This window comes from Bacillota bacterium, from assembly GCA_040755295.1.
In the GTDB taxonomy this organism is placed as follows: Bacteria; Bacillota; Desulfotomaculia; order Desulfotomaculales; family Ammonificaceae; genus SURF-55.
This window is the reverse complement of the sequence record JBFMBK010000001.1, coordinates 404,257-425,623: the sequence shown is the minus strand read 5'-3', so window position 1 is coordinate 425,623 and position 21,367 is coordinate 404,257. Positions and strand designations below refer to the sequence as shown.

15 protein-coding genes are annotated in these 21,367 nt (G+C 55.7%); 2 read left to right on the top strand and 13 right to left on the bottom strand.

Going from position 1 to position 21,367, the window contains the following annotated elements:
* Window positions 1-291: 291 nt before the first annotated feature.
* On the top strand, window positions 292-576 hold the full coding sequence (locus AB1500_01880) for an amphi-Trp domain-containing protein (protein ID MEW6181913.1): 285 nt from the start codon (window positions 292-294) through the stop codon (window positions 574-576).
* A gap of 47 nt (window positions 577-623) precedes the next feature.
* Window positions 624-1,646 carry a type I glyceraldehyde-3-phosphate dehydrogenase gene (gene gap / locus AB1500_01875; GenBank protein ID MEW6181912.1) on the top strand — a complete coding sequence of 341 codons (1,023 nt, stop codon included), beginning with the start codon at window positions 624-626 and terminating at the stop codon, window positions 1,644-1,646.
* 94 nt (window positions 1,647-1,740) lie between these two features.
* On the opposite strand, the gene AB1500_01870 is transcribed toward gap, so the two are convergent.
* From AB1500_01870 to pheS, 13 genes are all read right to left on the bottom strand, one after another.
* Window positions 1,741-2,805, bottom strand: a complete 1,065-nt coding sequence (locus tag AB1500_01870; protein MEW6181911.1) for a hypothetical protein — start codon at window positions 2,803-2,805, stop codon at window positions 1,741-1,743.
* A 101-nt stretch (window positions 2,806-2,906) separates the two neighbouring features.
* On the bottom strand, window positions 2,907-3,986 hold the full coding sequence (locus AB1500_01865) for a hypothetical protein (protein ID MEW6181910.1): 1,080 nt from the start codon (window positions 3,984-3,986) through the stop codon (window positions 2,907-2,909).
* A gap of 317 nt (window positions 3,987-4,303) precedes the next feature.
* Window positions 4,304-5,329 (bottom strand): hypothetical protein, encoded by a 1,026-nt coding sequence (locus AB1500_01860; protein ID MEW6181909.1) that lies wholly within the window; start codon window positions 5,327-5,329, stop codon window positions 4,304-4,306.
* A 495-nt stretch (window positions 5,330-5,824) separates the two neighbouring features.
* Window positions 5,825-6,916, bottom strand: a complete 1,092-nt coding sequence (locus AB1500_01855; GenBank protein MEW6181908.1) for a hypothetical protein — start codon at window positions 6,914-6,916, stop codon at window positions 5,825-5,827.
* 236 nt (window positions 6,917-7,152) lie between these two features.
* Window positions 7,153-8,295 carry a SufD family Fe-S cluster assembly protein gene (locus AB1500_01850; protein ID MEW6181907.1) on the bottom strand — a complete coding sequence of 381 codons (1,143 nt, stop codon included), beginning with the start codon at window positions 8,293-8,295 and terminating at the stop codon, window positions 7,153-7,155.
* Between the two features lie 109 nt (window positions 8,296-8,404).
* Window positions 8,405-9,160: an ABC transporter ATP-binding protein gene (locus AB1500_01845; GenBank protein MEW6181906.1), complete on the bottom strand. Its 756-nt coding sequence runs from the start codon at window positions 9,158-9,160 to the stop codon at window positions 8,405-8,407.
* 248 nt (window positions 9,161-9,408) lie between these two features.
* Window positions 9,409-10,305, bottom strand: a complete 897-nt coding sequence (locus tag AB1500_01840) for an ARMT1-like domain-containing protein (protein MEW6181905.1) — start codon at window positions 10,303-10,305, stop codon at window positions 9,409-9,411.
* 252 nt (window positions 10,306-10,557) lie between these two features.
* The gene (locus tag AB1500_01835; protein ID MEW6181904.1) at window positions 10,558-12,891 is read right to left on the bottom strand and encodes an endonuclease MutS2; all 2,334 of its coding nucleotides are present in this window, start codon (window positions 12,889-12,891) and stop codon (window positions 10,558-10,560) included.
* A gap of 381 nt (window positions 12,892-13,272) precedes the next feature.
* On the bottom strand, window positions 13,273-15,804 hold the full coding sequence (locus AB1500_01830; protein MEW6181903.1) for a DUF3656 domain-containing protein: 2,532 nt from the start codon (window positions 15,802-15,804) through the stop codon (window positions 13,273-13,275).
* The gene (locus AB1500_01825; protein MEW6181902.1) at window positions 15,804-16,757 is read right to left on the bottom strand and encodes an NGG1p interacting factor NIF3; all 954 of its coding nucleotides are present in this window, start codon (window positions 16,755-16,757) and stop codon (window positions 15,804-15,806) included. The genes AB1500_01830 and AB1500_01825 overlap by 1 nt, the downstream gene beginning before the upstream one ends.
* A gap of 25 nt (window positions 16,758-16,782) precedes the next feature.
* Window positions 16,783-17,043 carry a cell division protein ZapA gene (locus tag AB1500_01820; protein MEW6181901.1) on the bottom strand — a complete coding sequence of 87 codons (261 nt, stop codon included), beginning with the start codon at window positions 17,041-17,043 and terminating at the stop codon, window positions 16,783-16,785.
* Window positions 17,044-17,288: 245 nt separating this feature from the next.
* Window positions 17,289-19,685, bottom strand: coding sequence for a phenylalanine--tRNA ligase subunit beta (pheT, locus tag AB1500_01815; protein MEW6181900.1), 2,397 nt, complete (start codon window positions 19,683-19,685; stop codon window positions 17,289-17,291).
* Between the two features lie 517 nt (window positions 19,686-20,202).
* Complete coding sequence (gene pheS / locus AB1500_01810; protein ID MEW6181899.1) at window positions 20,203-21,225, bottom strand: phenylalanine--tRNA ligase subunit alpha; 1,023 nt, start codon at window positions 21,223-21,225, stop codon at window positions 20,203-20,205.
* Window positions 21,226-21,367 lie beyond the last annotated feature (142 nt).

The window sequence follows — 21,367 nt, the reverse complement described above, 5'->3', positions numbered from 1 at the left end:
GCAGGATGTCAGAAGTCAGATGTTATGCTTCTGCAACCCATTCAGACATCCGACTTCTTGCCTCCGACCTCTGTTATCGATATGCTTGTTTTTTTAGCCTCCGCCCGGCACTCAAATCGGTAACTGAACGGCAAGTTATTCTGCAGGCATGTCGGATGCCGCTATAACCCCTGCGTTTTCCAACCCTTCGTTGAGTGCTGGGTACGTTTAACTACCGAAAATCCTTAAGTTAGTGTTTTACCGATTTAATTGTTTTTCAACACTCACTTGGAACGCTGGAGGTGTTTTGCATTGTCAAAAACGAAACAGTTATTGGCCCGAAACGAACTGGTTCTTTTCCTTGAAAACGTCCTGGCGCAAATAAGAGAAGAAAAACTAACAATTCAGGAGGCTGTGATCAATCTCCCGGCGGAAGCGGTGGTTGAGCTCGAAGTGGAAAATAAAGAGGGCGATACCAAGGTGGAGCTGGAGATAAAGTGGCGCCTTTCCGCCGGTATCGGGGATTCTGACAAAAAAACCGGTGAAACCGGTAAGGAAGAGCAAGTGCCCGCTACCGAAGATAATGTTTCGGGATAATTATCCGATCGGGGATGCAGAAAGCTTTAACGGGGAGGGTTAAGCAATTGGTTTTAAAGGTAGGAATTAACGGGTTCGGCAGGATCGGACGCAACTTTTTTCGCATCGTGGCGGATAATCATGACATCCAGGTGGTTGCCGTAAACGACCTCACTAACGGCCCAACACTCGCCCATCTGCTCAAATACGATTCGATCCACGGACAATTCAACGCCATGATTGAGTCCAATGAAGACATTATGTGCGTGAACGGACGGGAGATCAAAGTCTTTGCCGAAAAGGACCCCGGTAAAATCCCCTGGCGCGACGCGGGGGTGGACGTGGTCGTGGAGGCGACGGGCCGTTTTACCGATTATGAAAACGCTAAACGGCACTTGGACGCCGGCGCCCGCAAGGTCGTTATCACCGCGCCGGCGACAATGCCCAACGACGCTACTATAATCATCGGTGTGAACCAGAACTGGTACGACCCCGCCAAGAACGATATCATTTCGTGCGGGTCCTGCACCACCAACTGTCTTGCCCCCATGGTCAAGGTCATTCACGAAAACATCGGCGTGGTCCGGGGTTCTATGACCACGGTGCACTCTTATACCAACGACCAGAACCTTTTGGATCTCCCGCACCGGGACCTGCGGCGCGCCAGGGCTGCGGCGATGTCGATGATACCCACTTCCACCGGCGCCACCAAACTGATTTCATTGATTTTTCCCGAACTAAAAGGCAAAATAAGCGGCCTGGCGGTAAGGGTTCCCACGCCTAACGTATCACTCACGGACCTGGTGTTGGAGGTGTCCCGTCCCACGACAAAGGAAGAGGTTAACTCGTTGTTCAAAGACGCCGCTTTGGGGGAGCTACGCGGCATTGTCGACTACTGCGATGAACCGCTTGTTTCCAGAGACTTCTACGGGAACCCTCATTCCTGCATTTTTGACGCCCTTTCCACAATGGTTATCGACGGCACCTTGGTAAAGACCCTCGCCTGGTATGACAACGAATGGGGGTACTCGAACCGGGTGGCCGATCTAATCCTCTTTATGGCCCTTTGCGAACGCCTTGCGCCAAAATAATATGCCTGGTTTCCGATCAAGAAGAGTTCGTTAAATAAGAGAACCTCCGGGGCGTCCCGGAGGTTCTCCAGCCTTTCGTCGCTTTGGCCGTCAGTTAGTTGTGAATGCCGTGGCAGAAGCGGCAATCCGGCTTTGCGTGGTCCACTTCGCCGTACTTATTGTCGTTGATGTGCCCGTGACAGCCCGGGTTGGAACAGGTCTGCCGCGCCAGGTAAGGATCCCGCGGGGTATCCGGCGGCGGCGGGACGTTGTTGTGTCTGTGGCTGCTGGTAATGTAACCGGCATTATCTACCCACTTCGATCCGTCTGCAGGTACGTATCCACCCTCTATGCCGTGACAGAAAGTGCATTCGACCGCTTCGGCTTTCGCGTGTGCGAGCCACGGGTATGTACCTGTGGTCCCATAGTCGTAACGCACATGGCCGGAACCCTGGTGGCAGGGAGAACACGCCGGGCTTCCGGACCATTTCCGATTGGTCTTTTCGTGACTGGCGAGATAATCCGCAGGCGTGTGCGTCTTTTCCGCGTCGGTCAGGTAGCTCAAATCAAAGCCCTCAGGTGTCCCGTTCCTTCCTAAAACATTCCCCCAGTAATGGGGACCGAGCGGTCCTCCTACAGGGGAGCACCATGGATAAATCTCCTTGGCCTTCCCCTGCGACAGGTGGCAGCGGTCGCAGCCCCAGCGGCCGATCTGGATCGTATGCTCTTTAACCGTCCGGCCGTCGGCGATGATGTTAAGCATAAGCTCCTTGGCCGTCTGACCGGTAAAACCACTGCCGCCGAGGTTGCTCTCGCTCAGGGTGAAAGCGCCCGTGTACTCCCCGTCCCCGGCGGAATTGAGGGTGCCTTCCGCAAATGATGAGCCCCCGTCTAAAACCTGGTACTCAACATTGGTCACTGCCGCCGGTGAGCCGTTCGGGCCGTAAAGAAAGGCTGAAAAACTGACCGTCCGGTCGTAGCCCTCTTCGGGCCAGAAATCCGGGTCGGGGTCCGGAGTGGGGTACCACCAGCGGAATTGAGAGGCGCTGTATACCCACCAGTAGGGGTCCATAAGGTAAACGGTCTTGTCCGTCTTAACGTAAACGTTCAATTCGTCATCGAGTGCAAAAGCGACACCAATGGCCGCAAGAGAAATAACAAGGGCGGCGATCACCGCCATGATCTTGTATTTTTTCTTTATTATACAAGCCCTCCCTCCTTATTATTTAAAAACACACGAAAGCTTGTCTCTTGGTATTCCGGCCGCAGTTGCGGCCGAACTTAAGGGATGTTGTCGTGGCACCCTGCGTCGCGACAACCCGGTTTCGCTGTGTCGATGTCCCCTTCGGCGGAATCGTTGACCCGCCCGTGGCAGTGGACGTTATCGCAGTGTCCGTGGATGGCGGAAAATCCCGCGTTATCCTTCCATTTGGAACCCTCGGCCCAGTTATCGAAATACCCCGGCCTCATCACGCTGGACCAATCCAGCACGCCGGACGGCAGATATCCGCCCTCAATTCCGTGGCAAAAAGTGCAATCGACCTTCTCGCCGGGGTGTGTGTAGTAGGGGGGGTTGGTCCAGGGATAACGCAGCCTGCCCGATCCCTGATGGCATGGCGAGCAGGCGGAGTTGCCGCATTGTTTCTGAACCGTGTACTCGTGCCCGTATGTTCCCGTTAAAATGTCGTTGGGCGCATGCGTTTTCTCCGCGTTAGTAAGGTTGGTAATGTCAAACATCGTTCCCACACTTCCGGCCCCGCCGAGAACACCGTGCCAGCCGTGCGGACCCCAATAACCGCCCGTGGGACTAACCCAAGGATAGATCTGCCTGGCCTTACCCGACTCCAGATGGCAGCGGTCGCAGCCCCACCGGCCGACGTGGATATTCTGCCGCTTGACCACCCGGCCGTCGGCCAGCGCCTGGATCGTGAGTTCCTTTGGTTCCCATCCGGTAAAAGCCGGCCCGCCGAAATCGGTTTCCCAAAGGTCGAAAGAACCAGAAAATACCCCCGGTTCCGCGGCCGTGACGGAACCCTCCTTCAGCAGGCGGCCGCCGTTATAAACCACCCGGCAAACCACTTCCTGGACCTGTGCCGAATTTCCGCCCAAATCATTAATATAAACAGTAAAATTAACAGTGCGATTGTAACCCTCTTCCGGCCACAAGTGCGGATTCCCCCCGGGGCCCGGCAAATCGTCCTTCGACGCGCTGTAAACCCACCAGTAGGGGTCCATCAGATAGTATTTCTTGTCGGTCTTAATCTCCACCCTCATCGGGATACGCAGGCTGCCCTGCCCGGACTGCTCCGGGTCACCCGGGTCCTGCCCTTCTCCGTAACTCAGCGCCATATAAATTGTCAATGAACAGACAATCAGCGTACAAATAAATACGCCGACCAGAATCCTCTTCGTTATCTCTACATTCCCCCCTCCGACTGAAACCGGCTGTCCCTGCCTTCTAACCCACCACCTCCTTTCCGTTCTGCTTCGGGCCGTCCACAAACCCCTTCGGGCAAGAGTAAACCTCCAATCTGGCGCCCTGGAGGTTTACTGCATTTGCCCCCGGAATCAAACGCTTCCGGAGCGTATAAGAATTGCATCCTGCGGCCCAAATCAATTGTCTTTCCTATACAATTAATGACTCCTATACAATCAGCGCCGCAACGCGGCCTTAATTACTAAGCAATATCGTTATGACATCCCGCCATCCGGCAGTTATCCGGCTTGTAACGGTCGATTTCCCTTTCCGCGGCGTCGTTGATACTACCGTGGCAACTAACGTTGGCACAGTGGCCGTGCAGGGCGGAAAAACCAGCGTTATTGGCCCAGCTCAGCCCGTTTAAGGTGATATAGCCGCCATCCAAGCCGTGACAGAACGTGCATCCCACACCCTCGGTTTTACCGCGCATGTAATTCGCGGTGGTCTTACCGTTGTGACAAGGGGCGCAGGCCGGGTTCCAGCATTGTTTCTGTAACGTCACCGAATGATTGGTTATATAATCTTTCGGCGTGTGTGTATTCTCGGGGGCGGTATACACCGCGCCGTCCACGTCCTGGAGGTAGCTCAGGTCAAAACCTTCAGGGGTTCCGTTCCGCCCGAGAACGTTCCCCCAGTAGTGCGGCCCGTACGGCCCCCCGGGGGGCGCACACCCCGGGTAAACCTGCCACGCCAGCCCTTGGACGATATGGCAGCGGTCACAGCCCCAGCGGCCGACATGAATCTTCTGCGTCTTGACCACCGTCCCCTCAACCTTCGCCCTGATCGTCAACTCCTTCGGCTGCTTGCCGCTGAAAGACTGCCCTCCGAGGTTGCTTTCGCTGAGGATAAAGGCACCCGTGTACATCCCCGGCCCGCTGTACGTTGCGGTTCCCGTAGTCATTTCGAATCCGCGCCCGTATACTACTTCGTAGACAACTTCCGAAACCTCCGCCGGCGCCCCGTTTAGCTTGTACAGATATACGTCAAAATTTACCGTGCGGGTGTACCCTCCCTGCGGCCACCAATGCGGGTTATCCCAGGGGGGAAACCACCACCTGAAGTTGGCGGCTTGGTAAACCCAATAGTACGGGTCCATCAGGTAATACTTTTTGTCGGTCTTTATCTCGACCCTCCTGGGGGTATCGAAGGCGCAGGCGGCATGCAGCACAAACAATACGAAAACCATTGCGGCAATAAGGCAAAGAGTCTGTTGTTTGTGTTTCACATCCACCGCCCCCCTTCGCAAGGGTACCGGCCCGGTTATCCTTTTGCCATAGAATTCTAACTTCTACTATTTATTTCGTAACTAACCCCGCTAAGTTTACCTCCCACTTTTGAGTTTATCTTTCTTCTTCTAATAGAATGATACATCGCAAAACCGCCGTTTCAAACCCTCTCAGGCATTTTTTCATAAATCAAATTGTTTTAAATCCTGACAGTATACGACGCACATAATTGTGAATCGATTGGCATTATGTGGTTAATCCGTTAATATTAGCGAATCATGTCTGATGCCGGGATACTAAGTCGCAATCCTAATATCTGTTTTTCCCGCAAAGTCATGTCTTATAATGACGACCGTGATGCCCCCTATAAGATAAAAAGAACCCCCGAGACGTTTCTTGGAGGTTTCTTAATAGAACTTGCCGTGCTGTTTAAACTGTTGTTACGGCATTACAATTCTCCGCTGACGTATAACCAAAAACGCAACGGCCCGATACTAAGGAATAACATCGTGACACCCGGCCATCCCACAGTTCTCCGGCTTGTAACGGTCGATCTCCCTTTCCGCGGCGTCGTTGATGTCCCCGTGGCAGCTCACGCTGGTACAGTCGCCGTGCAGGGCGGAAAAACCGGCGTTGTCGACCCATTTGGAGCCTATGGACCAGTTCTCTGTGTAGTCGCCCGGCCAGTTCATCAGGCCCGACGGTAAATAGCCGCCCTCCATGCCGTGACAGAAAGTACACTTTACCGTCAAAGACGGGGTCTGATTCGGTCCGTACCAGGGATAGCGCAAACGTCCCGAACCCTGATGGCAAGGCGAGCAGGCGGCGCTGCCAGCCCATCTTGTAGTTGTGTATTCGTGTCCGTTAACCCCAGTAAGAAAGTCATGAGGGGTGTGTGTTTTTTCGGGATCGGTAAGATAGCTCAGGTCAAAACCTTCGGCCGATTCCGGGTCTGTGCCGCCGGAAGGATCGTTCCGGCCGAGTATGTTCCCCCAGTAATGCGGGCCGAGTGCTCCTCCTGTGGGTGTACACCAGGTATAGATCGATCTAGCCAGGTTGTTTTCTATATGGCACCGGTCACAGCCCCAGCGGCCCACATGGATCTTTTGCACCCCAACAATCTGCCCGTCAACCTTCGCCCTGATCGTCAACTCCTTCGGCTGCTTGCCGCTGAAAGACTGCCCGCCGAGGTTGCTTTCGCTGAGCATAAATGCACCTGTGTACACCCCCGACTCGCCGTACGTCGCGGTCCCTGTAGTCATTTCGAATCCGCGGCCGTAAACCACCTCGTAGACGACGCCCGATACCTCGGCCGGATCTCCATTCAGTTGGTAAAGGTAGACCGCAAAATTCACGGTTCGTGTGTAACCTCCCTGCGGCCACCAATGCGGATTATCCCAGGGAGGCATCCACCACCTGAAGTTTGCGGCTTCGTAAACCCAATAATACGGGTCCATAAGGTAGTATTTTTTATCTGTCTTTATCTCTACCCTTCTGGGGGTATCAAAGGCACAGGCGGCGCTTAAAAGAAAAAGAGCCAAAACCGTTGTGCCTATCACGTAAAAAATTGTATGTTTTCGCTCCACGTCTATCGCCCTCTTTGTATTAAGGCACCGTCTATTAATTAAGTTTTTAACCCTGACCAACTAATTCGCGTCCGATCTCTCATTTCATTGCCTCACAACTTCTACTTTTACTTAAATATACACTGAAAAACGCCGCTTTAAGCCCTTTCGCCTTATTATTTGAATCAAATCAGTTCTGGTTTAAGATAGTCAATTCGTAAATGCAAAGGACCATGTGATGGCATTAGCACCGTTTATCAGGCGCCGAGTCGCGATGCGGCAATCGCCCTGTCTATTTCTTCCTGTAAAGCCGCCGGCAGTCCCTCGATCCTGACGTTGAGAAAACCGCGGACGATTGTCGAAGTGGCCTCTTCCTCGTTAAGCCCGCGCGCCATCAGATACTCTATCTCTTCCTCCGCAACCTTGCCCACCGCCGCTTCATGCGAGAGCTCCACGTTCGCCACCAACGCGTCAAGCTCTGGTATGGCCCAAATCCTGCCGCGCTCGGAAAGCATCAATCCCCGGCATTCGAGGTGGCCGCGGGCTCCCGGAACCTCTCCGGCGATGTGGCCCCGGTTGATAATTTCTCCCCCGGTGGTAATCGTCCTGGCGATAAGCTCCGCTTTCGTTCCCGGGGCACTCAAATAAACCCGCGAACCGACGTCCATCGTTGTCCCCGGCGGCGCTATGAGGATGGTGTTGTAGCGGGCCATCGCCGCTTCCCCGATGAGGCGGGTAAAGGGATTCATCACCAGGCTTTTAACCCCGCTGAGGCAGATAAAATTCGACAGAAATACGCCCCCGCTGTCCACCTGGGTAGCGCCGCGCGGCCTTACCACCACTTCTTCGCCCCAGTTGTGAATCATTGTGAAACTAAGTTGCGCGTCCTTTTTTACGTAAGCCTCGGTAATCCCGATATGCAGTCCCCTCTGGACATGCGCACCGGTCGCGCAACCGGTGATGACATCGAGAGACGCTCCCTCCTCGATAATCACCAGGTTGCGTACCTCCTGGGCAAGCCCTTCGTGCCCGATATATAGGCTTGCCTGAATTGGGAACTTCGCCTTGACGCCGGGCAGGACGCGAATGAAATAGCCGTTCGACGGCTCTGCGCCGCCTGGTCCATCCTCGGGCAACAACCGGCCCAGATACTCCCTCGCCCAGTTGTATTTTTCTAAGGCTTCTTTGATGTTCAGCAGCTCGACGCCATCCTGGGAACTCCGGCAGTGAACGACGGAATGGTCCAGCTGCATGAACGTGCCTATCCTGTTCGTTCCCTTTACGTCTACGCCGGTGTGCAGCAGGCGCTCTTTCTCCACGTCCGGGAGCGCCTTAAGGTCCTCCACGTAAGCGTGCGGTTCGGCTTCGAGAATAAAATCATCCTTTATGTCTTTGGGCATCCTATCTATTAACCCTCCCGTTTATCAAAACCGCCTTATCGGGGAGTCCGCCGACCCTCATTGGAGCAACGTATGGCGGAACCATTTCCCCCGGCGTCTTCTGAGTTCCTCATAATGTGCAGCGTATGCACTCGCCGTACCCCACGCGCTTGATACAGCCGAAGAGCTCCCGGGGATTTCCGCTGCAAGACAGCCTTCCCTTGTACAGAACATGCCCGACGTCGGCTTCAAGATAATTGAGGATATAGCCGGTATGCGTGATAATAAGGCCGGATTTTCTACGGTCCCGCCGGATTTCCCTGATCGGCCGCCCGTTCCACCGTTCAACCCCCTTTTCCAGAAGGTGGTTGATGGCCTTTCCGATAAGCGCCATGTTTTCGAGATCCACCCCCGACTCCGGCTCGTCCAGCAGCACAAGGTCCGGCTTCTGGGCAAGCAGCTGGATGAGCTCGGAACGCTTCAGTTCGCCGCCGGAAAAACCATGATTAACCTCACGATCCAGGAAATCCGTCAAATCCAGCCCCCTGGCAAGGGCATCGGTTTCCTGCCCGTCCCGCGACGCTATCTCAACGATGTCGCGCAACAATACCCCGCGAATCGTCGGCGGTCGCTGAAACGCGATCCCGATCCCCCGTACAGCTCTCTCGTTGACGGGCAGCCCGGTGATGTCCTCATCGTTTAAGATAATCCGACCGGCTACGATCCGAAACCGGGGGAAGCCCATTATCGTCCCCAGAAGGGTGGACTTTCCGGAACCGTTCGGCCCGAAGAGAACATGTGTCTCTCCCGAATTAATCTGCAGGTTGATGTCTTCGAGCACCGTTCGATTACCGATCGCCACGCTGAGGTTTTTGAGTTCAAGCATGCAGCTTCTCTCCTCTGGAAATAGTACTTCTTTCAGCAGGCGCGGTGATAAGCTGCGTATAGCTTCGTCAGCCTGTCAGGGCCGAGTCCTCACCCAGCACTCAGCTCCACCTTTAAAAGTACAGATGAGCTTACTTGGAGGCTCAGTGCTGGGCTCCGGCACGTCCCTACCAGGCTTTCGCGTTCTACTTGCTTCTCCCCGCGCTCCGCCTTTGTTCAGTTACTTCTTATAAATTCCAAGCTTACGGGTCATATTTTCATCTTTCGTTGTGCCGCCACGTCTGCATGGGCCGCTCCCCCATGATTAGAGTTAAAGGCCGAAACAAAGCTTTCCTTCGGAACGCCGATGGACAAAGCTACGGGATCACACTTGGCCTTTAGCAGATAAAACACCCTGTTGTCACCCGTTTCGGAAAAGGTCTCATAGTAACCCATGCCTTTGGCGACGATTAAGTCAGCCCGGTCGTAAAGCTCCCTGAACAACGACGATGCAGACTCAAGATCAATTCCGGGAGAATCCGTTCCGGTTGTTTCCACGCGTTTAAACTGGTCCTTGAGCCCGGATTCCGTAAGGTCCAAAATCGTGAGGTCGTTCTGGACAGGCCGCTCCTTCACCACGTATACCGCCTCGTCAACCTCTGTGAAAAGCTTGCGGAAAAGAGGCAGGTCGAAATAACACTCCGCGGCGTTATCAGCTAAAAACAGTAGAAGTTTGGCCTTTTTCAACCGTTCAAGAAAAGCCGGAATCTGATTAACGGTAAAGTCCACCGGGTTTTTCATCTGCTCCGCCACCGATTCCAGGTCACGAAAGAAATCAACCGTGTTACCCAGCGCCGCCAGACGGAAGAGACCTTCCCAATCGTCACCCAGGCGTCTTTTTGCCTCAATCACCGCTTCAGAGGCGAGCGTCTGTTCGCGTTTCTTTACCTCTTTGAACGGATCGCTGTCGCCGCAAATCTCCCTGATAACCCTCTGGGCAGCCGCCGCAATCTGTGTCGGTATATTATTTCGGGAAAATCCTTCGCGAAGCACCGCCCGCGCGGCGGCCAAGGATTTTTCCCGGTCGCCGGAATCAGCGGAAGCAAGCCTTACGGTGGTCGTTATCAACCTGTCCAAACAACCGTAACACTCTTCCTGCGTCTGCATTTAACCCACCACGCCTTTATTATACCCTTTTTCAGGCAAGCACGGTAGTAACTATTCAGGCACGAGTTTCAGGTCCGAATTCATCCGCACTCAGTGAACAATTACCCAGATTGATAGTAATGGCATCTATTAGCCGCCCCGAACCTCTGCATACTAACGATGAATTCAAAACCTGAGTGCTGGAAGTAGCCAGAATCCAGAATAGAGAATCAGCGGCAACCTAAAAAATGTGCATGTTATTTTTCCTGAAACTCACTTAAATTCAACCACCGTAACGCCTCCCCCGCCTTCGCCGTGCCCGCCGGGACGGAAAGATTCGACCCGGGGGTGTCCCTGAAGGTATTCCTTCACCGCCGCACGCAGCGCCCCGGTGCCGAAACCGTGAATGATGTCGACCCGGCCCAGCCCCGCAAGTAAAGCGTCGTCGAGGTATCCCTCAAGGTTAACCAATGCTTCGTCCACCCTCTGCCCCCGAAGATCGAGCGTAGGAGAAACGGCTCCGCCACCCGTATAACTCACCCCCGCGGAAACATCTCGTTTTACCGCGATTTTTATTGTCTCCAGCGGCACCTCCACCTTGAAAGAGCCCACCTGGACAGTCACCGTCCCTTCCTTCGCCAACGAGACCACCGTTCCTTCCTGTCCGAAGCGGGGCAAATAAACCGCCTCCCCGGGTTCAACCTCCCCGGGGAAACCGCTCTGCCGTATCGAGGGAGCGGGCTGTGGAAACCGGCCGTTCAGAAGGTCAAGCTGCGATCTTGCCTCCTGGATTGCCATCTCCTGCTCCCGTCTGTTTTCGCGCTTTATCTTTTCCCTGAAATCCCGGATTATCGTTTCTGCCTCCCGCCGCGCCCGGCGTGATACAGCCCCCGCTTCCTCACGGGCTTCGTCTAAAAGTTTTTCCTTCCTGGTTAAGAGATCCTCCAGTTTCGATTCGTACTCCGTTTTTATCACGGCGGTCTCATGCTTTAACCGAACTGCTTCCGCCGCCGCCGCTTCGGCCCCGTGGCGCGCCTGTTCCAGTTCTTGAATCATTTCTCGCAGACGCCGTTCCTCGGGGTTTAGAAACTCCTTGGCCCGCGCCACAAACTCTTCGGGCAGACCCAGACCGCGGGCGATCTCGAAGGCGTTGGAACGCCCCGGCTGGCCGATAACCAAGCGGTAAGTGGGGGTTAATGTTTGGGGGTTGAACTCCACAGATGCGTTTTCCACGCGGGAACGGCCTGCGGCGAACTCCTTCAGTTCACCGCTGTGCGTGCTGGCGATGGTCTTGGCCCCGCGCCGCCCGAGTTCCTCAAGGATGGCGCAGCCAAGCGCCGCTCCTTCCCTGGGATCGGTGCCGGCACCGAGTTCGTCCAACAGGACAAGCGCTTTCTGCCCAGCCTTCTCAAGTATTTCGGTTATGTTTCGCAGGTGGGAGGAAAAGGTGCTCAGGTTTTCGGAAATACTCTGCTCGTCGCCTATGTCCGCAAAAACCGCCTCAAACACTCCGATCACGCTGTCTTCCGCCGCCGGCACCTCCAATCCTGCTTGAGCCATTAAAACGCAGAGGCCGACGGTCTTTAGGGTCACGGTTTTCCCTCCGGTATTCGGGCCGGTAACCACGAGAGTGTCAAAATCCTTCCCCAGGCGTATGTCCACCGGAACCGCCTTGCCCTTAAGCAGCGGGTGGCGCGCTTTTTTCAGTTCTATTACCGGATCCGGAGAAAGCACCGGCGGTACGGCGTTTAAAACCGTGCTGTACCGGCCCTTGGCGAGAATTAGGTCCAACCGGCCGAGGATTTCTGTGGAATCCAGGATTTCCTCGGCGGCTATCCCTACCGACGCGGATAGTTTTGCGAGGATACGTTCTGTTTCCCGTTTTTCAACCGCCTCAAGCCGGCGAATCTCGTTTCCTTTCTCCACCACGGACATGGGTTCGATAAAGAGGGTGGCGCCGCTTGCGGATTGGTCATGGACAAGTCCTTTGACCTTGTCGCGGTGTTCCACCTTCACGGGCAGAACGTAACGTCCTTCCCTTATGGTCACGATGGGGTCCTGAAGGTACTTCTGCCATGCCGGCGACCGCACGAAAGCATCCAGCGCCTCCTTTATATTAACCTTGGCGCGCTCAATCCGCCTGCGGGTGTCGGCAAGCAGTACGGACGCCTCATCGGCCACCTCGCCCGGCGGGCGCACAGACGTTTTCAGTTCTTCTTCCAACTCCGGAAAAGGCTTCAGGTCCCCGGCGATCTGCTTGAGCGTAGGATAGGACGTCGCACGCCCGCTCAAAAAGCTCTTCACCCGCCGGGCTGCGCCCAGGTTGTCCGCAACGCGGCAGAGATCGCCCGCCTCCAGTACCGCTCCGTGCGATAACCGCTTAAGTTCTTCCCGGATGTCGTGCCAGCCGCCGAAGTCAAAACCCGGCTCGAGACGCAAAAGGTTGCGCGCTTCAGCCGTCTGAACCAGCAAGCGCTTTATGGTCTCCGGTTCGGCTGCAGGGGCAAGGCTTTCCGCCAACTGCCTCCCGATGGCGCTTGCCGTATGCCGGGCAAGGCGCTGACGCACCAAATCGAACTCAAGCCGCCGTAGAACCCGATCGTCCAAATCAATAACGCTCCTTCAGAAATAAGCATTCATACGGAGGGCGCAACGATAAGCTTCACACTGCTGCGTCAGGCTCGCCGGCATTTGGGAGGTGGTATGTGGGAAGTTAGAAGTGAGATTTCTTAATGAAACAACTCGCTACGTGAAGTTCATAGCTCGCACTTCCCACTTCACACTTCCCAATACGCTCAGGCATGTCCGGCTGCGCCTTCCTTGTGCTGCTCGCTCCTTACCGCGTTCCGCCTTTGTTACGTTACTGCGTCTAAGTGACCAGCTCAAGGGTGCTCATTTTCATTCGTTCGTGGTGCCGCTGAATGCAGCATGCGGGATTCTCTGGGAAATAAGCGTTCTTTCGTTTCAAGCAAACTCTTAACGCCAAATTTATTCCGGCGCGGGGCTCCCCTGTACTTCGGCCTCCCGGAAATAATGCCCCCTGGTGAAGCTTACCCCCGCCGTCAGTGCCTGCTCCATCTTTTCCAGATCAATGTCGGCACCGGCCGAAACGGCATCCAGCGCCTTCCGGTACGCCTGCGTTACTCGGAAGACATACGCCGCGTCCCGGGTGCGGGTCTCTACCCGTAAACCGGCTATACCCATCCGAGCCAGCGCGGGAAGATGCGCGAGCATCACCAGCTCGCGGCTGTTCAGGATCTGCATCCTGCAAGCGTCGTCGGTGACAACGGGGAACAACGTTCCCAAGCGGTCCCTCAGAGTAAACCCTTTCCCCCGGCAAGCCCGGGCGCAGCCTTTTCCCGGCGCGTCCTTGCCGAGCACGCCCCCCACGACGCAGTACTCGGATACCATGAGCGGCAGCAGACCGTGAACCAGAACTTCAACCGGCAGGGGACTGCCGGACGCCGTTCCCTCAACATGGCTCAGGTTTAGTTCCGGCGAAAGTGTGACCCCGGCCGCACCCTGTTCCTTTAAAAACGCCACCGCCTGAAGGTTGAAAACATTAAGGTAGTAATCGGTCCAGACGGGGAGTATAGAGTTGTTTTTTAAGGCCGCGATTAAACCGAGGTTTCCGGCTACAACCCCGGAAATACCGGCTTCGTCCGTTTTTACTAGTTGCACGATCCCTTTAATCTCCGTATCTTTGGATATCCTGGGTGTCAGCAGAAACAACTCTCTCTTGTATGCAGCAACCAGACCTGCCGCCTCGGCTACACCTTTTTGGACCGGTGCAGTACGGCCTAAAAAACTGTCGCCCCCGAAATAAATCCGGTCGGCCCCCGCCTTCAGCGCCGCTTCGACCGCAGCCGAATGCCCGCAACTGACCGCAAGGTACGGCTTTTTTTCGTTCTTCGCAGGTGCAATCCTGTATGCCTTGCTCAACCGTTTCAAAAAAACCCCTTCCGCTAATCCCGCAGGTGTCCTGCTCCGCCGTGCTTCAAGCGCCGCAAGCGCGGCGCGCCGCGCCGCATTCAACTCACCCAGCGGGATAAAAAGCTCTTCCGAAACGATCCCAGCGAGTTCATCGAGGTAAAACGGGGTATTACCCAGACGCTCCAACTGCTCGCGGACGGCTTTTCGGGTAAGCGGCCGGTTTCCCGCCGGCAGAGCGGGCGTTTTAGTAAAACCTTCCCCGCAGTTTCCTTCCGGGTCTTCGACATGAATTCGTACCGGTTTTCCATCGGAAAGGGTAACGGTAAAGCGAAGCGGAATCTTTCTGTGTTCTCTGGCGGTCGTATAGCTCTCCTGCGCCTCCCGGACAAGCCCAGCGTCGACGGTCCTGAAAACCCTGTCGCCCGGGCGGATCCGTCCTGTAGCCGCAACCTCAACCGATAACGGCGCGTCAGCCAGAGTCACCTCCCGTCCGTTCAACAACAACTGCCGCACCTGTGCCGTCACCCTGCCCCCGTCAGTTACCCAGAATTCTATCTCGTCGCCCAAACGCAGGGGAAGGGCCAGTTTTATCATCGCCAGACGCCTGTTTTGATTATAAGAAACAACGCGGCCGAGCGGAACGCCCCGGTTATTCGGCCGCCGGTAATTCATCAAATCCCGGCCCGGCCGTCCGAAAAGGTACCCGGACGAAAAACCGCGGTTGAATATCTGCGCCAGTGCGATCTCCTCTTCCGGCTGAATAAAGAAGTTTCCTTCCGCCAACCGGTTTAAAAGCCTGCGGTAAATCCTGACCACCGTCGCAACATATTCCGGCCGCCGCATGCGTCCTTCGATCTTAACAGCATCCACCCCCGCCGCCGCCAGATCGGGTAGATGCCGGCTGAAATTAAGGTCCCGCGTAGAAAGAATATACTCCCCGGTAGCCCCCGGTTCAACGAGTGTCTTGCCCCCCTCGTCCGTCAGTACGTAGGGAAGGCGGCACGGCTGCGCGCATAAACCGCGGTTGCCGCTTCTGCCGCCGATGAAGCTGGACATCAGACACTGGCCTGAATAGCAGACGCACAAGGCCCCGTGTACAAAGACCTCCGTCTCGATACCAGTTTCTTTCTTTATGAGTTCGATTTCCTTCAGGGAAAGCTCGCGGGCGAGGATTAACCTTTTAACCCCGGCTTTCTTGACCAGGGCGGCTCCGCCGGCATTATGAACGGTCATCTGCGTGCTTGCATGCAGCACCAGTTCGGGCACCACCGCCTGCGCCAACCTCAAAATACCAAGATCCTGTATAATGGCGGCGTCCGCCCCCGCCTCATAGATAAAACGGAGGAAGCGCGCTGCCTCCTCCATCTCCGTGTCCGCAACTATAGTATTTATCGTTACGTAAACCTTCACGCCTCGAATGTGAGCGTACGCGATCGCCCGCTCGAGTTCCGCGGGGTGAAAGTTGGGGGCCTGCCGTCTGGCGTTAAAGCTCCTTCCGCCGAGGTAAACCGCGTCGGCGCCGTTCTGTACCGCCGCAACCAGCGCCTCCCGGCTTCCGGCGGGAGCCAGAAGTTCGGGTACGCGCATCAGGCCCTTGCCACCCGGATAAGGCCCGAGGAAGGGATAATCTCAACACCGTGCCCCGCGAGTTCGTCAAGGAACAGGTTCATCCCGAGTGAATCGCTTGCCATATGACCGGCAATAACCACATTGATGTTGTTCTTTTCGGCTTCTTTACGGTGGTCCTCCTTGATGTGCATCCCCACCATAGTGCCGACACCGGCGATCGCCAGTTTTGCGTACGCATCCTGCGATCCACTGGTGCCGCCGGTCATGTCCACAAATATCTTCCCGGCACGACGGTCTTTATCCCCGACCACGATTGTCGGGCCGGCGCCTTGTATGGCGGCGGTCTTGTATTCAGGCAGCTCTTTGAGAAGCTTAACCACGTCGGAAAGCCGCTTCGGTTTGCGTTCGTCGAAAAGCTTTTGTAAATAGTCGGTTACAAGGTTGTCCGCCGCGGTATGCGCGCACATCAGCGGGATATCCAGCAGCCTGGCGGTGTCTACCGCGCGGAAGTGGTTCAGCGGCATAATACCGCGCTTGACCTCGCTGATTCTGGAGGCCATTATGCCCTCGGCCACGTTTATAGGCACCCCGAAGCGCGCCAGCACCTCCTCCTGAAGGTGCATCACATCGTACAGCGCCGCCATCGCCGACCCCTCCGGGTGATGAGCGATAACAAGGTCTATCTTCACGCCCTTTTCGCAGAGCCTGTCGGCCAGCAGCATCTCCGCCGCTTCCATATCCACACCCGTAAGGACGCGTTTGACATCGCGTTCCGGGTCACCGTAAAGGATGCGGGTATCGGCGTACGGGTTGGCCAGTCTTTCCTGGTCATACTCGGATTTCTCGTCGTCCTTCAGGCCCTCATATTTTTCACGTTCACGTGCAAGCACGGCCTCCACCGCTTCTTTTCCGCGGGGGTCCCTGCTCATTCCAAGATTTACAGCCAGGGAATAGATGTCCCTTATCTTCAAAAAGTTCTCCTCCTTAAAGCATCCATTATTTCACCCGTTCGGCCTCTATCAACCGGATCAGGTTCTCGTGGTCATCCTTCATTACAAGGTATTCGTCCACGATATTCAACGCCGCCACGACGGCCGACTTCAGCAACGGAAGACGCGGGTTGCGAATCCTTACTTCCTTGATTTTCTGGTTCAGAAGCGTCGCTACGCGTTCGATGTGTTCCGGGGTCGCTTCGCCTTTTAAAACATAAGGTTCCCCGGCAATCTCGACTTCAACCCGATTTTCCCTTATTGACACGACATCTCCCCCCCGCCGCTTTTTAGCAGGTTTTCGCCGCATTTACGTAAAATTCCTTCCTAAGGTTGTTTCCTTTAAACGTATCAGGGTAGAAAGTGTCCCGCGGCTCACAGATCATACGGGAAAGTGTCGGTTATTACAGGATTTTATCCCCGGGACACAACATTCGTCAACGTCCATTACCGATTATCCTCAGAAGGTGCGCATAACCCCTAAGTCTAAAAACACGTGCGGGTCCATCGCCTTCAGCCCCGCAGAACCCCGCCGAATTGCTCCTTCAGTCGGCTGACGACCGCATCGATTCTTCCGGTTACTTCATCATCGGTGAGTGTGCGGTCCTCGGACTGGAACAGGAGCGAAAAAGCAAGACTTCTGGTTCCCGGGGGCAGATTCCCCCCCCTGTAAACGTCAAAGAGTCCGATCTCGCGTAAAAGCGTTCCCGCGGCCGTCTTTACGGTATCCATCACCGTCGCCGCCGGGACCTCTTCCGGGAGAATAAAGGCGACATCCCGGGGTACGCCGGGGAAACGCGGCAGGTCACTGAAAGTCGCCGCCCGTTGAACGGCGAAAAGCGCGCCGAAGTCGAACTCCCCTACAACCACCCTATTGGGGAGTTCAAGCGCCTCTTGAACCTCCGGGTGGATCTGCCCTATAAAACCCAGTTCCTTTCCCCCGCTGAGAACCGTGGCCGTACGTCCGGGGTGAAGGAAAGGATTGCTCTCCACCGCTTTGAAAACAACGTCCGTTATGCCCAGCCGCTTCATCGCCGCCTCGATTATTCCCTTTAGGAAAAAGAAGTCCATCTCTTCCGGCGCACCGCCCCAACCCCGCGGCCCCTTCCCCGTCACCGCAAGCCCGAGCTTGACCGGCTCCTCCGGTAACTCGCCGGAACCACGAAGTATGAATACCTTTCCGACCTCAAAAACCGCCGCGTCCACCACACGCCGCGATACGTTGCGGCCTACTGTGCCCAGAATACCCGGCAATAAAGTGGTCCGAAGCACCGATTGCTCCTCGCTGATGGGGTTCTTTAACGGGAGCACCCTTCGAAGCGGGTCTTCGAGCGGCACCCGCAGCCGGTCGAAAAAAGCGGGGTCGATGAAGCTGTATGTGATGATCTCGGTAAGACCCAACCCGGACAAAAGCCGGCATGTCCGCCCTTGAAAATCATCCTCGGGGGAACGGCGCCCGGCGGTAGTCTCACCCGAAATCAGGGTTGCGGGAATCCGGTCGTAACCGTAAAAACGCGCAACCTCTTCCACGATATCCTCCTCTATACCGACGTCGGGCCGGTAAGTGGGCACTCGGACAACCCACCTTTTATCTTCTTCAGATACCCTGAAGCCGAGGCGTTCGAGCCATTTCACGGCTTGGTCGCGCGGCACCTCGACGCCCAGAATACGGTCAATGAGCGCCGGTCTGACGATCACCGTCTTCGGTTCGGGAGGTACAGGGTAACAGTCGACCACCCCGGGCACCACCCTGCCGGCGCCGATCTTCTCCACAAAGTATGCCGTCCTGTCGGCGGCTTGCACCGCTCCCTGGATATCCACACCCTTTTCAAAACGGAGCGAGGCCTCCGAGCGCAGGGAGAGCTCCCGCGCGGTACGCCTGATACTCCGCGGGTTGAAATTCGCCGATTCGAGAAGTATCGTTCCGGTGGAGGAAGTCACTTCCGTGTCCAGCCCTCCCATTACCCCGGCGATAGCCACCGCCCCCTCGGCGTCGGCGATCAGTAGATCGTCCGTGCCGAATTCCCGCGGCACGCCGTCCAGGGAAACAAGTTTTTCCCCGTCACCGGCCCGCCGCACGACGATTTTCCCGCCGCGAAGAGTATTACAATCAAACGCATGGAGCGGTTGACCCAATTCAAGCATCACATAGTTGGTAACGTCAACGATATTATTGATGGGTCGCATCCCGGCCAGCCTCAATCTGGTCTGCATCCAGACCGGCGACGGGCCGATTCTAACATCCTTGAAAACCCGCGCCGCATAACGCCCGCAGAGCTCGTGGGCGTTAATCTCGACCTTGATATAGTCACCGGCTTCCCCGGCGGTTCCGTTTAAAACAGGGGGAAGCTTTAATTCCAAACCGTAAAGCGCCGCCACCTCACGCGCGACACCCAGGATTGACAGGCAGTCACCCCGGTTAGGGGTAAGGTCCAGCTCTAAAACATGGTCGGGTAGCCCGAGGATTTTACGAATATCTTCGCCTAGCGGTGTCTCCGCCGGAAGAATCATAATTCCGGAGGACTTTTCCTCCAGACCCAGTTCTGCCTCGGAACAAAGCATACCGCACGAACTCACACCGCGGAAACGCGCCTTTTTCAAAACCTTACCGCCCGCCAGCCGGGCGCCTTCCAGCGCCAGAGGCACCACCGCTCCGGGGAACAGGTTTGGGGCGCCGGTCACCACTTCGTATACAGCATCACTGGTACCGGTACGGCATATGGTCAGCCGGTCAGCGTTCGGGTGGGGTCGTATCTCCTCAACCCGTCCAACGACCACGCCATTAATCTCCCCGCCGACTGGAACGACCACATCAACAGCCACCCCGGCCGCAGTCAGCCGTTCGGCCAGGTCGCCCGGCGAAACCGTGATTTCAACAAACTCCTTCAACCAATTAAGTGGTACCCGCACTAACCATGCCCCCTTGAAAATAAGCGTTCTTTCGATGGGCGTCGCAATAAACAACGCATTGCTGCGTATTTCGGATGTCAGATGCAGGAGGTAAGAAGTCAGATATCCTGAAAGAATTCCGCTGATGCAAATTCTCCCGATGCATCTGACCTCTGATTTCCGGCTTCCGACATCTGAATCCAGTACGCTCCGGTTCGTCTCCCCCAGCACTCAAACTTACCCTAGCAAAAAAACAAGCGATTTTCACAACATCTGACGTTTTTATGAAATTGCTGCTTTTCAAGTTAAATTGAGTGCTGGGTTCCTCGCACTGCATCACTTCTTGCCGCGTTCCGTTTATGTTACATTTCTACAGCCAAGCAACACGCTTACGGGTCTATAGTATCATCCTTCATATTGCCGCTGAATACGACATGTGGAACTCTCTGCTTTTTTCTACTGTCTACTGTCTACTGCTGTATTCTGCCTTCTACATTCTACATTCCATATTCCGGCCAAAAAACTCCATCCCGCAAGCCTAAAACTGCCCCAGAAAACGCAGGTCGTTTTCATAAAAAAGCCGCAGGTCACCGATGCCGTTCTTCAGCATCGCTATCCGCTCTATGCCCATACCGAAAGCGAACCCTCTGCATTTTTCCGGATTGTATCCCGAAACCGCAAGAACCCGCGGGTGCACCATCCCCGCGCCCAGTATCTCCAGCCAGCCCGTGTCCTTGCATGTCCGGCAGCCTCCCCCCCCGCACATCACGCAGGAGATGTCGACCTCGGCGCTCGGCTCGGTGAAAGGGAAATAGCTCGGCCTCAAACGCATGCGTGTCTTAGGCCCGAACATCTCACGGGCAAACATCAAGAGAATTCCCTTAAGGTCGCTGAAGCGGATGTCCGTATCGACCGCCAACCCCTCCACCTGGCTGAACATCGGGGAGTGCGTCGCGTCGTCGTCCCTCCGGTATACCTTCCCCGGCGCGATGATTTTCACCGGCAGCCGAGGCGCAAGGCGTTCAAGCGTACGCACCTGCACCGGTGAGGTATGTGTGCGAAGCATCAGGTCATCCGTAATAAAAAAGGTGTCCTGCATGTCGCGGGCGGGATGATCCTTGGGCAAATTAAGCGCCTCAAAGTTGTAAAAGTCCAGTTCAACCTCCGGTCCCTGGGCGATGCTGAACCCCAGTCCGAGAAATATCGTTTCGATCTCTTCCCGCACCGTGCTGAGCGGGTGCCTCCGTCCCAGCATTACCGGACGCCCGGGAAGGGTGACGTCGATCTTTTCCGCCCTGAGGTTCGCCGCTATGATTTCCGCCCCTAAGACCGCAGTTCTCTCGGAAATCACCATTTCAATCTTATCCTTGATTTCATTGGCCCGTTGTCCGACCGCCGGCCGTTCTTCCGGTGAGAGTGACGCCATTTTTCTCAGGATCTGAGTCAGCTCTCCTTTACGGCCAAGGAAACGAACTCTCACCGATTCAAGCTCTTCCGGGTTTTCAGCGGACCCGACAGCCGCTTGCGCTTCTTCCCAAAGTTTCTCCAAACCTGTAAGCACCCTGTAACCTCCGTACGAACCACGACTTTCGGCACCAGACCTCCGTCTTGTCCGGAGCCGTCGTTCTCCGAATCTGTGGTCCTTATAACGTTTTAAGCTTTTTCCGCCGCAAGCCGCGCGAAAGTTCCACTTTCCGCCAGAC